The sequence below is a fragment of the Bacillus sp. KH172YL63 genome, assembly GCF_011398925.1.
Taxonomy (GTDB): Bacteria; Bacillota; Bacilli; order Bacillales; family Bacillaceae_B; genus Rossellomorea.
Window position 1 is genome coordinate 3,670,824 of sequence record NZ_AP022842.1, and the last position, 13,780, is coordinate 3,684,603.

Here is a 13,780-nt window from a genome sequence, read left to right on the forward strand (position 1 = left end):
AACAAACGTTTGTTTAGGATTTATAAACCTTGATCTGACAGGCTTTATCCTATTAAACAGTTGTTTAAACAAATTTGGTATGTAATGGGGTTTTCGTGTATTTTTTTAAACAAACGTTTGATTAACAGCTAGAAAGCTTGATAAGACGGGCTTCATTCTATTAAACGTTTGTTTAATCCACTCTTCCTCTTTATTTTTAGCAAACATCAGGGTGACAATCCAATATTTCGCTTGTAAAAGGATGATTTTTTGGTATGAGATTGAGCGCGGTTTGCTCCATGCGTTCGTGCTGGATCTGATCCCTGCAAGGAAACAGCTAAAAACTTCATTTCCCCACTCATTTTCTGAGGAAAACGGCTTGTTTTCAGTCAAAAATAGCTATTTTTCGTTTTTGTGAAGGGGGTTTACGCTCCCATACCGTCGAATATCAGGCCATGCCCTCTTTTATGAGCCGGTTTCCCGAAAATATGATCCCATTTTTTCATATATAAGCCCGTTTCGAGATTTATGAGCAGGAATCCTGATATATGAGCCCGATTTTAATTATATGATCATTTTGTCGAAAAATAGCGGGCGACCTGCCACTCACATCTTTTGACGAAAAATAACGCACCAACAGACACCAACAAATCCACTTAATCGAGTAGGAGGGGATGATTAATCCCCGACCTCTCACACCACCGTACGTACCAATCGGTATACGGCGGTTCAATCAAGATGATTGACGAAGACTTTCATACCTATCGATAAGACTTAGGAGCCCTTGGCGATTCCAAAAGGAATTGCCAAGGGTTCTGTGTAGTATTGGACTTTGTGCGATCCTCCAATATCCCTTCCGGGTATTTCCCCATTCATACGCCTTCCATTTTGGAACGCCGAGCGCAATGAGGTTACGGACTTTAGTTTTCGGCAGTTTCCACTGCTTCCACAGACACATTCGCAATCTTCTTCTGATCCATGCATCCAGGTATTTTAGGAAGCTGTGTGTATCAGCCAGCTGAAAATAGCCGATCCATCCCATTAAATATTGGTTCAGCTTTCTGATTCGAACCTCCATCGACCATCCTGAAGATCTGGAAGTTAGAGAGCGGATTTTCTGTTTTAACCGTTTTATACTTTTGGAGGCCACTCTGACTTTTGGTTTGCGATTTGATGTAAAACTAAAGCCAAGGAACGTTCTTCTCCAAGGTCGGTCCACCGCAGATTTCTTTCGGTTTACCTTCAGTTTAAGTTTCTTCTCAAGAAACGTTGTCACTGAAGTCATCACCCGGTTACCGGCTTTTGGCGAACGGACAAAGATATTACAATCATCTGCGTACCGTATAAAGCGTAGCCCCCGTTTCTCTAATTCCTGGTCCAGTTCATTCAAAATGATGTTAGAAAGCAATGGACTGAGAGGTCCGCCCTGTGGCGTACCTTCCTCACTTTTCACCTTTACACCTTCTATCATAATTCCTGCATTGAGGTAAGAACGAATCAGTTTCAGAAGTGCTTTGTCCTTTACTTTCTTCGCCAGAAGACCCATGAGCTTATCATGATTCACTCTGTCAAAGAATTTCTCTAAATCTATATCGATAACCCAGCGATATCCTTCCCGGATATACATCTTCGCTTTTCTAACGGCGTCATGGGCACTCCGATTTGGTCGGAACCCATAACTATGATCAGAGAAGGTCGGCTCGTATATCCCGGAGAGTATCTGGGCAATTGATTGTTGAATCATACGGTCTGTCACCGTTGGGATGCCTAACAACCGGACGCCGCCGTCTGGTTTCGGGATTTCGATTCGACGTACCGGGCCCGGCTTGTAGGTTCCCCCAAGGAGATTCTTGCGAATCGACTGCCATTCGCGCATGATATGCGATCGCAGGTTTTGTACGGGCATATCATCCACGCCATGGCTTCCCTTATTACGTTCTACACGTTTCAGTGCTTCAAGCATATTCGGTTTAGACAGAATCATATTCATCAACATCACTGATATTCCTTTCCTTCGTGTGTCACGTTTCCTCTTTCGATGGCCCTGCCTCACACTTCCACCAGCCCTCACGGAATTCACCGTTACCTCTAAATGGACAGCTCTTTTCAGATTGTCTGTGAGTCTCTCAGTTACCATGAGCCAGGTCGTGACACTCTCTTGATTGTTCAGTCCTTCCCGGCTTCCTCGAGAAAAGCCGGTACTATGACCTCGGCTGACTTCTGGCGGTTCAGCGGAGAATCGCTTCTCCGGTTACCAAGTGTTCAAGGCGTATCCGCCAGATCTCCCCGGGTAAGAGTGTAATCTTTCCCTCCATCTATCCGCCTCATTTACTTTCTGCACCTTCGACAGTTCGGACTTCATCTTGTATTGCAGACTCATCCAGTGCAACAAGCCTTATATGAGATTCGTGTTCCTCGGACCGGAGGTTTGCCGCCCGCTTCCTTCAGATTCCAGGTCACCCCGGACACCCTTGCGTTAAGCTAACCGCTACAACTGTCTTCACGGCTCGGGACTCTCACCCTATAGATCACACCCATGCCGGGCGCACAATAAAAAAACCTGACCTTAATGATCAGGTTTTGGTTCGTATTAGATAGCTACGATCGCAATGGTAAGTACGAAGAATAGTACTGATAATACGATGGTAATTCTGTGAAGTACCAAGTCAATACCACGCGCTTTTTGTTTTCCGAAAAGTTGTTCTGCACCACCAGAGATGGCCCCTGAAAGTCCAGCACTTTTACCTGACTGAAGTAATACAAGAGCAATAAGTGCAATCGATACGATAATAAGTAAAGTGATGAGTATTGTGTGCATGAGTCCCACCTCCTGATACGAACATAACATTAGTTCTAGTTTACCATAGGAAAGATGAAGTGGACAAGGTAATATTGTTTGAATTATGTAAAGAGTTGGATGCAAGAGAGGTTGTTCACCTCTAGTCTTGCACACGGTACATGCGATTGATGAAAGTCAGATGAAAGTCAGATGAAATCACACCATAAAAAAACAGCCCCGTCAAAAGACGGGGCTGCCTCTCTTCAATCGCGATTAGCGATTAACGTTGTAGAAAGTTTTCGCGCCAAGATATTGAGCTGTGTGAGCCAATTGATCTTCGATGCGAAGAAGTTGGTTGTATTTCGCTACGCGGTCTGTACGTGATGGAGCACCTGTTTTGATTTGACCAGCGTTTGTTGCAACTGCAATGTCAGCGATTGTGCTGTCTTCTGTTTCACCAGAACGGTGAGAGATGACTGCTGTGTAACCAGCGCGCTTCGCCATTTCGATCGCGTCGAATGTTTCTGTCAGTGTACCGATTTGGTTTACTTTGATCAGGATTGAGTTACCGATACCTTGCTCGATACCTTGAGAAAGCTTAGTCGTGTTTGTTACGAATAAGTCATCCCCTACTAATTGAACCTTTTTACCGATACGGTCAGTCAGAAGTTTGAAACCATCCCAGTCGTTTTCGTCAAGACCGTCTTCGATCGAGATGATTGGGTATTTGTTGCACATTTCTTCGTACCAATCAACCATTTCTGCTGATGTGCGAACAACGCCTTCACCAGATAGGTGGTATTTACCGTCTTCTTTGTTATAGATTTCAGAAGCTGCTACGTCCATTGCAAGAAGAACTTCTTCTCCTGGCTTGTAGCCTGCTTTTTCGATTGCTTCAATGATTGTAGAAAGTGCTTCTTCATTTGACTTAAGGTTAGGAGCGAATCCACCTTCGTCACCTACAGCTGTGTTGTAACCTTTTGCCTTAAGAACAGCTTTCAGGCTGTGGAAGATTTCAGTACCCATGCGAAGACCTTCTTTGAAAGTAGAAGCTCCTACAGGCATAACCATGAATTCCTGGATGTCTACGTTGTTATCAGCGTGCTCTCCGCCGTTAACGATGTTCATCATTGGAACTGGAAGTTGCTTCGCGTTGAATCCGCCAAGGTATTGGTATAATTCAACTCCGAAGAAGTCTGCAGCTGCGCGTGCAACAGCCATGGAAACACCAAGGATTGCGTTAGCACCTAATTTACCTTTGTTGTCTGTACCGTCAAGCGCCATCATCGCGTGATCGATTGCAACTTGTTCAGTTACATCGTATCCGATGATTTCTTCAGCGATTTCGTTGTTTACGTTATCTACTGCTTTTTCTACCCCTTTACCAAGGTAGCGGCCTTTGTCGCCATCACGAAGTTCTACTGCTTCGTATTCACCAGTTGAAGCGCCGGATGGAACAAGCGCGCGCCCGAAAGCACCTGATTGTGTATAAACTTCTACTTCGATTGTTGGGTTACCGCGTGAATCTAATACTTCACGTGCGTATACGTCTGTAATGATTGGCATGTAAAATCTCTCCTTATTTTTTAATTAATGATGTTCCAGTCATTTCTGCTGGTTGATTGACATTCAATAGTTCTAACATTGTTGGGGCAAGATCTCCAAGGATTCCACCGTCACGAAGCTCGATGCCTTCTTTTGTCACGATGACAGGAACCGGGTTCGTCGTGTGGGCCGTCATTGGCGTGCCTTCTTCAGTCAGTACTTCATCCGCATTCCCGTGATCTGCAGTGATGATGGCCGTTCCGCCTTTTTCAGTGATGAGGTCAATGATTTTGCCAAGGCACTCATCCACTGTTTCAACTGCTTTGATCGTCGGCTCAAGCATGCCTGAGTGACCGACCATATCAGGGTTTGCAAAGTTCAGGATGATCGCATCCTGACGATCTTCACGAATCTCTTCAAGTAAAGCGTCCGTCACTTCATAAGCACTCATTTCAGGCTTTAAGTCGTACGTCGCTACTTTAGGGGAATCGATGAGGATCCGTTTTTCGCCTGGGAATTCATCTTCACGGCCGCCGCTCATAAAGAACGTGACATGAGGATATTTCTCCGTTTCGGCGATACGCAGCTGTTTCAGTCCATTTTGTGAAAGGACTTCACCAAGCGTGTTATCAAGGTTTGTCGGTTTGAAAGCAACAAATCCGTCAACCGTTTCACTGAAGCGTGTCAAGCACACAAAGTGAAGATCTTTAGGGGACTTGTCCCCGCGGTCGAATGAACGGAAATCTGCATTCGCAAATGTATTTGAAATCTGGATGGCGCGGTCTGGACGGAAGTTGTAGAAGATGACTGCATCTTCATCTTTGATCGTCGCAACCGGCTCTCCGTTTTCTTTCGTGATCACGGATGGGATGACGAATTCATCGTAAATCCCGTTTTCATATGAATCGTTCACAAGCTCGATTGGATCCTGATAGCTTGGGCCTTCGCCGTACACCATTGCACGATAGGATTTCTCCACACGCTCCCAGCGCTTATCCCGGTCCATAGAGTAGTAACGACCTGAAATCGTCGCGAATTGGCCGACGCCGATTTCTTTCATTTTTGCTTCTGCATCTTCAATGTACTTCTTAGCCGTTTGAGGGCCGACGTCTCGACCGTCAAGGAAGGCATGGACATAAACATCCTTCATTCCTTCTTTGGCCGCTAAACCAAGAAGGGCATAAAGGTGCTCGATGTGGCTGTGCACGCCGCCATCCGAAAGAAGTCCGAAGATATGAAGATTGGTGCCTTTTGCCTTCGCGTGATTGATCGCATCAAGGAAAGTGGTATTCTGTTCGAATTCCCCTTCACGGATGGCCAAATTCACACGGGTCAAGCTTTGATATACGACGCGTCCTGCACCGATATTCAAGTGACCCACTTCAGAGTTACCCATCTGACCTTCAGGAAGCCCTACTGCTTCTCCACTTGCCGTCAGCTGGTTGTGGGGATATTGATTCCACAGGCGGTCAAAATTCGGTTTGTTTGCCTGTGCAACAGCATTCCCCTCTGTGGTATTACGGCAGGCAAAACCATCTAAGATGATTAATGCTACTGGTGACTTACTCATTATTGCTTGCTCCTTCTAACAGCTGCAGGAAGCTTTGAGGCTCAAGGCTTGCTCCACCTACAAGGGCACCGTCGATATCTGATTGTGCCATGTATTCTTTGATGTTAGCAGGCTTTACGCTGCCGCCGTATTGAATGCGCACTGCGTCTGCCGCTGCCTGAGAGACTTCTCCTACAACCACTTGACGGATGTGGGCACATACTTCGTTCGCATCTTCTGCTGTAGAAGATTTCCCTGTACCGATCGCCCAGATTGGCTCATAGGCAATGACCGTTTGTTTCACTTGATCTTCTGAAAGACCTGCAAGTGCATTTTTCACTTGAGTTCCGACAAGTTCTTTTGTTTCGTTGTTTTCACGCTGTTCTAACGTTTCACCAACGCACACGATTGGCGTCAACCCATGTTTGAAAGCAGCAAGCGTCTTCTTGTTCACTGACTCGTCTGTTTCATTGAACATTTCACGGCGCTCAGAGTGTCCAAGGATGACATATTGCACACCAAGGTCAGCAAGGGCAACAGGGCTCACTTCACCTGTGAACGCTCCGTTCTCTTCAAAGTGCATGTTTTGAGCACCTACAGCCACTTTTGAATCCTTTGTTAAGCCTACAAGGCTTTCTAGAAATAGGGCTGGTGAACAAATGACAGAATCAACAACTTCTTGATCAGGCACTAAACCTTTCACTTCTTCAGTGAAGGATTTCGCTTCTCCAAGCGTCTTGTTCATTTTCCAGTTACCCGCAATAATCGGTTTACGCATTGTACTCATCCTTTCCGGTTATTAAATCGTTTCGGCAAGATTGTTGGTCTTTGACAAAGCGATTACTTATCGTTAAGAGCGACTACTCCAGGAAGTTCTTTTCCTTCCATGAATTCAAGTGAAGCCCCGCCACCTGTAGAGATGTGGCTCATTTGATCCGCATAGCCGAATTTCTCAACGGCTGCTGCAGAGTCACCGCCACCGATAACAGAGTATGTATCTGTTGCATCGGCTAACGCCTCCGCTACGGCTTTCGTTCCGTTTGCGAATGTTTCTAATTCGAATACACCCATCGGTCCATTCCAGATGACAAGCTTAGAGCTCTTGATCGCATCTTGGAATATTGCTCTTGTCTTAGGTCCGATATCAAGTGCTTCCCAATCAGATGGGATCGAATCGATATCCACTTCCTGCGTGTTCGCATCGTTAGAGAAATCATCTGCAACGACTACATCGACAGGCATGAGGAACTTAACACCTTTGTCTTCTGCTTTTTTCATGAATTGCTTCGCTAAATCGATCTTATCTTCCTCAAGAAGTGATTTACCGACTTCATGGCCTTGTGCTTTCACGAATGTGTAAGCAAGTCCGCCACCGATGATCAGGTTGTCCACTTTATCAAGAAGGTTGTCGATGACACCGATTTTATCTTTTACCTTTGCTCCACCAACAATCGCTGTGAATGGGCGTTCCGGATTGGAAAGTGCTTTTCCTAATACTTCAAGCTCTTTTTCCATCAGAAGGCCGGCTACAGCTGGAAGGTGCTTTGCAATCCCTTCAGTTGAAGCATGGGCACGGTGGGCAGCACCGAAAGCATCATTCACATACAGATCTGCAAGCGCTGCGAATTCTTTCGCAAGCTCAGAATCATTTTTTGTTTCGCCAGGGTAGAAGCGGACATTTTCCAATACAAGGACGTCCCCTTCAGCCATGTCGCTGATCTTCGATTGAACAGCTTCACCATAAGCTTCATCCGCTTTGGCAACATTTGTGTCAAGAAGTTCTGAAAGTCTTTTCGCAACAGGTGTCAGACGAAGTTCTTCAACCACTTCACCTTTAGGACGGCCCAAGTGACTTGCCAAAATGACTTTCGCTCCGCCTTCTACCAAGTACTTGATCGTAGGCAGTGCAGCCTGGATACGGGTTTCATCTGTGATTTTGCCTTCAGACATTGGTACGTTGAAGTCTACACGGCAAAATACGCGTTTCCCTCTTACATCGACATCTTTGATCGACTTTTTGTTCATCGTAAAAGGCCTCCTTCGTTTCTCAATTTCTTCATGTTTTTCAAATAAATAGAAACAACAATAAGAAAGGGGAGAGGGGAATCTTCCCCGCTCCCCTTCAACACATCTTCATTATAGATGGTGGGACAAAATTTATCCATCAATCACCATGCTAATGATGTCAATTTACAAAACTTTAAATATTAAAGTCCTTTAGAAGCGATATAACCTGCAAGATCTACTACACGGTTAGAGTATCCGCTCTCGTTATCATACCAAGAGATAACTTTTACCATGTTGTCTTCTAGAACCATAGTAGAAAGTGCATCGATTGTAGAAGAAGCAGGGCTACCATTGTAATCAGTTGAAACTAAAGGCTCTTCGCTGTAAGCAAGGATTCCTTTAAGATCGCCTTCAGCAGCTTCTTTAAGCGCCGCATTTACATCTTCAGCCGTTACGTTTTTATCAAGTTCAGCAACTAAGTCAACTAGAGAAACGTTTGGAGTTGGAACACGAACTGCTCCACCGTTCAGTTTCCCTTTAAGCTCCGGAAGAACTAGAGATACAGCTTTCGCAGCACCTGTAGTTGTTGGGATCATGTTCTCAGCAGCTGCACGGGCACGACGGTAATCTTTATGTGGTAAGTCTAAGATTTGCTGGTCGTTTGTGTAAGAGTGGATTGTCGTCATCATTCCACGCTTGATTCCGAACTTGTCGTTAAGAACTTTCGCGAATGGCGCTAAGCAGTTTGTTGTACAAGATGCGTTAGAGATAACGTCGTGGCTAGCCGCGTCGTATTTATCTTCGTTAACACCCATAACCACTGTGATATCTTCATCAGATGCCGGAGCAGAGATGATTACTTTCTTCGCACCAGCTTCGATGTGTTTCGCAGCGTCAGCACGCTTTGTGAAACGTCCAGTAGATTCAACAACGATATCTACACCAAGATCTCCCCAACCAAGTTGAGCAGGATCGCGCTCAGCAAGTACTTTTACTTTTTTGCCGCCAACTACCAGGTAGTCACCGTCAACAGTTACTTTCTCTTGAAGAGTTCCGTGAACTGTATCATATTGTAAAAGGTGAGCAAGCATGTTTGCATCAGTTAAGTCATTAACCGCTACTACCTCTACGTCGTTATTTTTAAGTGCTGCACGGAATACATTACGTCCGATACGTCCAAATCCATTAATACCAATTTTTGTTGCCATGAATAATTTCCTCCTTTAGATGTTAAGGATGATTTTTTTTATATTTCAAAAGGGCTTACCCTTTTAAAAGCTCTCTTGCTGCCCCCTCATCCGTGATGAGCACGGTTGATGCCGGAGCACTTTTCATATACGCCCGGATTGCTTTCGCTTTCGAGCTGCCGCCTGCGACGGCGATGACGTTCTCGATGTGACTTAAATCCTCTAATTGAAGACCGATCGTCGGCACCTTATGTACCACTTCACCCGCTTCGTTAAAATAATAACCAAACGCTTCCCCGACGGCATGCCCACCTGTGATCTTCTCGAAATCTTCTTCAGTGGTTTTCCGTCTTTCTGCCATTGTGATAGCATCCCCGATTCCATGGAGAACCATGTTAGCCGATTTGATCAAATTCAATACCTCTTTGATCATCGGTTCTTTCAAGAAGGATTTATATACTTCTTTACTAACCTGATCGGGCACATATAAAACACGATGTCGCGTTTTTGTATGCTCAGCCATCTTGGCACAGATCGTATTGGCCTGGTTTTTAACGTCTTCCCCGATTCCACCCCGTGCAGGAACAAACAAGGCATCGTCAGAGAAATCAGGCGTCAGCATTTCTGCCACAGCGGCCATCGTCGAGCCTCCAGTCACAGCGATGATAGTATTTCCTTTCAGGCGACGTTTCATACTAGAAGCAGATGCACGTCCTAATTCTTCTTTTACCCAAGGAGACTCATCACTATTCCCAGGAACGATTACAATTTGATGAAGATTCAGTAAAGATTTTAATTCCTGTTCCATTGAATTAATCCCGGAAATCTCTCTCATCATGCCTTCTAGCTTCTCTAAAAGCTGGATACCGTCCCCCGTCATGATCATTCCGGAGGTTTTGATATCGATGAGATCCTGATTCTTCAGGAATTCGACTTCGCTTCTGAGCACGCGTTCTGTCAGCCCCATGTTCTGGGCAAGACTCCTGCGTCCAACAGGCTGCAAGAAACGGATGGAACGAAGAATGTGGTGCCTCTTTTGCATAACTTCAAGCAGGTCGGGTAATAATCGCTTTTGTATGTCAATTAAAGATTCCATAGTTAAAAGCTCCTTCAAAAAGAAGTGCGTGGATATGGGTGGACTGTAAAAGTCCCGCATAGACATATTATGTCCCACTACCTCCAAAAAAAATTCATCCCTGCTTTCAAATTTAATTTTAGCAGGGTATGAATCTTAATTCAACTAGAAACTACGGGGTTTTTTCATGTAAACGCTTGCTTAGTGTAAAATAATCAATTTGCCCATACTGAAGGATCTCGCCTTCCCTTTCCACAACGGGAATCATCAGGCCGAAACGTTCTGTCAGTTCATCACTGCCATCGATATCGATTTCCTTTATCTCGAAACCTATATCATCCTGTACCAGTTTTAATGTAAGCTTCGCATCTTCACAAAGCCCGCATTGTGAACGTGTGTAGAATGTGACTGTATTCATGGTCGTACCTCACTTTTTTAGGATGGTTTATGCAGGTTCAGCACTCCCCTTCCCTATTCATACCTCTTGCGCATCGTCGAAGACACAATCCCTAATTGATCCCGGTACTTTGCAATCGTCCTTCTTGAGACATCATAACCCTTCTCCAGAAGGAGATTGACGATTTTTTGATCTGATAGGGGCTTTTTCTTATCTTCTTCCTGAATCAATCTTTGCAGCTCGTTTTTCACAGCCGTTGCAGAAGCCCCTTCTGCTTCCTCGAGGTTAACCGATTTGATCGCCGTGGTGAAGAAATACTTCAGTTCGAAGATCCCGTATGCCGTTTGCATATACTTCCCTTTCACAGCCCGGCTGATTGTGGATTCATGCACATCGATTTCATCTGCCACCTGCCTGAGCGTCAGCGGCTGCAGGGCAGTCGGCCCCTTCAGGAAAAATGCCCGCTGCTTGTCGGCAAGCACCCTGCCCACTTTGAGGATCGTCTGTTTCCGCTGCCTGAGGCTTTGAAGCAGCCATTTGAAGTCCTGTTCCTTTTCCTGCAGGTAGGACTGGACCTCTTTATCCGGATGATCTTTGAGAAAATCGGTATATTCCCTATTATAAGCAACGTGGACCGTCGTCCCGTCATTCAGGGAAACAGCCACCTTACCGTCGATCACTTCTACGACAAGCTCGGGGGTGATGTACTCAGATATATCATATGTATAGATCGATCCCGGCCTCGGATTGCAGCGCTGAATGAAATCGGCAGCCCGCTGGATTTCCTTGAGCTGAACAGAGAGCTCCTTCGCAATTCCTTTCCACTTCTTTTCGGCGAATGCCTGAAAATGGTCATCCACTATCTTCTTGACCAGCGGAGGGACGCCCGCTTTCCGCTCCAGCTGCAGGGAGATGCACTCCTGCAGGCTTCTCGCCCCAACCCCGGCAGGCTCCATCTCCTGCAAACTGTGAATATAGTATTCAAGAACATGATAATCAATCCCATGCTTTCTCATGAAGGAGTCCTCATCGATCCGTAAGTACCCATTGTCGTCCAGGCTGTCTATCAACTCTTCCATTACTTTACGGCCTGCATAAGTAAGCGATTTCAAATTTAATTGAACCGTTAACGCATCTGACATCGATCCCTTTGGAACCGATACATATTCATACCAATCCACTGTATTCTCACGACTCTTGCCGCCAGTCTGTTTGTAACTTTGAGGTTCTCGTTGATGAAGGGGGCCTTGCTTGGGGGGCTCCAGTTGAATGAGGGGATTTTCTAACTGCTTTGCTTCTAAGAAAGCGTTCAGTTCCATCGTAGAGTATTGGAGGATGGTGATCGCCTGTGAAAGCTGCTGCGTCATCTGAAGTTTTAATTGTTGATTTTGAAAAAGTCCTGCCTTCAAATTCATGATTCATAACCTCCCATTCATTTATTCTACAATAAAAATGGTGGTTCGTTAATGGGAATATACTGGATAACGTATGAAAGACAAAGAAAGCCAAGGCTCCTTTTTCGGCAGAAGCCTTGGCTTTTTCCTTATAACAATTCTGACGCGTAAGAATTCAACTTCTTACTCATTTCTTCAATTTCATTTATGAATACAGCGATCTCATCCGTAGAAGATGCTTGCTCTTTCCCTACCGTCACGACCTTTTCTATGGAAGAAGCAATTTCATCCATAGAATTTTGAATATTCAATAACGTATTTCGTATCTTCTCCGTCGAAGTAACCGTCTCATTGGACAATTTCCGGATTTCATTTGCCACTACCCCAAAGCCTCTGCCCATATCGCCTGCACGGGCAGCCTCTATCGAAGCATTTAATCCAAGCAGATTGGTTTGGTCAGCCACCCGTTTAATGAACGTTAACACTTCATCGGTATTCTTGACTTCTTCTGCTGCTTTTTTTGATTGATCAAGGAGAGTGCTGCTCGTTTCCGCCAGCTCGTCCGCTCCTTTTGCAATGACGGCCACCCCTTGATTCGCCTGGGTAATCGACGTCACCATCTGGTCAGAGATGCGCAGCAACTCCTTTTCATTATGCTCCTGAAGCTGAATGGCGATCGCACCCACGACTTTATTTTCATGGATGATAGGATTCGCAAGGCCCGTAAAAGCAAAACCAAAAAACTCTTCATCCACCTCGGTTCTGATCACTTTTTTATGATTGATGCAGTCCGCCAAAGGTTCTCTCGGATCGATCTTATGTCCAGGCTTCACACCCAAATCGATCTTCTGGCTTGGATAATATGCGATCCATTCTTCCCGATTCGTGATCCCAATCGCGATATCAGGAAGCATCGCATGAAGCATAGGGATCACTTTCAAGTAGGAATCTAATACAGGGTGAATCTGATTATCTTCATTGGTTAATCCGTTTCTTATTGCAGGGGATACGATTGTCAAAGTCCAGCACCTTCATTCTTATTGTTTTATTGTGAAATTTTATGTAGATTCATAACCTTATACAGCAAAGCAGAATCGTTCCTTTGCAGTGCTACTAATATACTATTATGCATCATGGAGGAGATAATAGAAAATTTTGAGCGTCGTTGTTTGGGTGAGATAGGTATATGGTTGTGGATATTATTTCACATAGTCGGAGGTATTTGCGAATTGGGGTGTGCTTATATAGAGGGAAATATTTTGTTGTGGGTGATAGGTTGTCTCCTGTATGGAGAATGTAGCGCCAGTTGATTTCCGCTCCAGGTGCTCGCTTTCCGCGGGGCGTGAGTTGAGCCTCCTCGGGCTGCGCCCTGCGGGGTCTCAACTTTCCCGCGTTTCCCGCAGGAGTCGAGCACCTTCCGCTCCAATCAACTGGCAGGGGTGTGGTGCTCTCCAGACATTAGTACTAGAATCGTTTTAATATTGAGCATCTAATAAAACTTTCAAAGCAAAAGACCTCTATACTTGTAAATCTTTCACAAACATAATCGCTCTTCAAAAGTACATCTATTAATTTGTACCTGTGTCATATCTGCATACATATATGCGTGTTATTCGTTGCGTGGTATTAACAACTGAAAAGCACCCAAGCATCTTAAATCAAAAAAGACCCCATGCCTGCTGATCTACTCAACAAACACAAGGTCTTTGGTACGCCCTCGGAGGGAATCGAACCCCCATTTTAAGAACCGGAATCTTACGTGCTATCCGTTGCACCCATTTTCGGACTTCGGATTTTGACAAAGTTATTATACCGAGGGGTTTCAGATGTTTAAGTTTGTTTGAGCATTTTCAATGTGTGTTAAACCC

At 45.0% G+C, this 13,780-nt stretch carries 11 protein-coding genes and 1 tRNA gene; all 12 read right to left on the reverse strand.

Annotated elements, in window-relative coordinates; translation table 11 throughout:
- Positions 1–712 precede the first annotated feature (712 nt).
- A complete protein-coding gene (gene ltrA, locus KH172YL63_RS18825) occupies positions 713–1,975 on the reverse strand; it encodes a group II intron reverse transcriptase/maturase (RefSeq protein WP_173107533.1) in 1,263 nt (420 codons plus the stop codon).
- 594 nt (positions 1,976–2,569) lie between these two features.
- Positions 2,570–2,797 (reverse strand): preprotein translocase subunit SecG, encoded by a 228-nt coding sequence (secG, locus tag KH172YL63_RS18830; protein WP_173107534.1) that lies wholly within the window; start codon positions 2,795–2,797, stop codon positions 2,570–2,572.
- 234 nt (positions 2,798–3,031) lie between these two features.
- Positions 3,032–4,324 (reverse strand): phosphopyruvate hydratase, encoded by a 1,293-nt coding sequence (gene eno, locus KH172YL63_RS18835; protein WP_173107535.1) that lies wholly within the window; start codon positions 4,322–4,324, stop codon positions 3,032–3,034.
- Positions 4,325–4,337: 13 nt separating this feature from the next.
- The gene (gpmI, locus tag KH172YL63_RS18840) at positions 4,338–5,873 is read right to left on the reverse strand and encodes a 2,3-bisphosphoglycerate-independent phosphoglycerate mutase (protein WP_173107536.1); all 1,536 of its coding nucleotides are present in this window, start codon (positions 5,871–5,873) and stop codon (positions 4,338–4,340) included.
- Positions 5,866–6,630, reverse strand: coding sequence for a triose-phosphate isomerase (tpiA, locus tag KH172YL63_RS18845; protein WP_173107537.1), 765 nt, complete (start codon positions 6,628–6,630; stop codon positions 5,866–5,868). Before tpiA ends, gpmI begins: the two co-directional genes overlap by 8 nt.
- A 62-nt stretch (positions 6,631–6,692) precedes the next feature.
- The gene (locus KH172YL63_RS18850) at positions 6,693–7,877 is read right to left on the reverse strand and encodes a phosphoglycerate kinase (RefSeq protein ID WP_173107538.1); all 1,185 of its coding nucleotides are present in this window, start codon (positions 7,875–7,877) and stop codon (positions 6,693–6,695) included.
- Between the two features lie 182 nt (positions 7,878–8,059).
- The gene (gene gap / locus KH172YL63_RS18855; RefSeq protein WP_044338275.1) at positions 8,060–9,067 is read right to left on the reverse strand and encodes a type I glyceraldehyde-3-phosphate dehydrogenase; all 1,008 of its coding nucleotides are present in this window, start codon (positions 9,065–9,067) and stop codon (positions 8,060–8,062) included.
- A 55-nt stretch (positions 9,068–9,122) separates the two neighbouring features.
- Positions 9,123–10,142, reverse strand: coding sequence for a sugar-binding transcriptional regulator (locus KH172YL63_RS18860; protein WP_173107539.1), 1,020 nt, complete (start codon positions 10,140–10,142; stop codon positions 9,123–9,125).
- A gap of 151 nt (positions 10,143–10,293) precedes the next feature.
- Positions 10,294–10,539, reverse strand: a complete 246-nt coding sequence (locus KH172YL63_RS18865; protein ID WP_173107540.1) for a glutaredoxin family protein — start codon at positions 10,537–10,539, stop codon at positions 10,294–10,296.
- A gap of 53 nt (positions 10,540–10,592) precedes the next feature.
- Positions 10,593–11,933 carry an RNA polymerase factor sigma-54 gene (gene rpoN / locus KH172YL63_RS18870; RefSeq protein ID WP_173107541.1) on the reverse strand — a complete coding sequence of 447 codons (1,341 nt, stop codon included), beginning with the start codon at positions 11,931–11,933 and terminating at the stop codon, positions 10,593–10,595.
- Positions 11,934–12,061: 128 nt separating this feature from the next.
- The gene (locus KH172YL63_RS21780; RefSeq protein ID WP_269475175.1) at positions 12,062–12,931 is read right to left on the reverse strand and encodes a methyl-accepting chemotaxis protein; all 870 of its coding nucleotides are present in this window, start codon (positions 12,929–12,931) and stop codon (positions 12,062–12,064) included.
- Between the two features lie 688 nt (positions 12,932–13,619).
- Positions 13,620–13,690: transfer RNA gene (locus KH172YL63_RS18880), tRNA-Arg, on the reverse strand.
- Positions 13,691–13,780 lie beyond the last annotated feature (90 nt).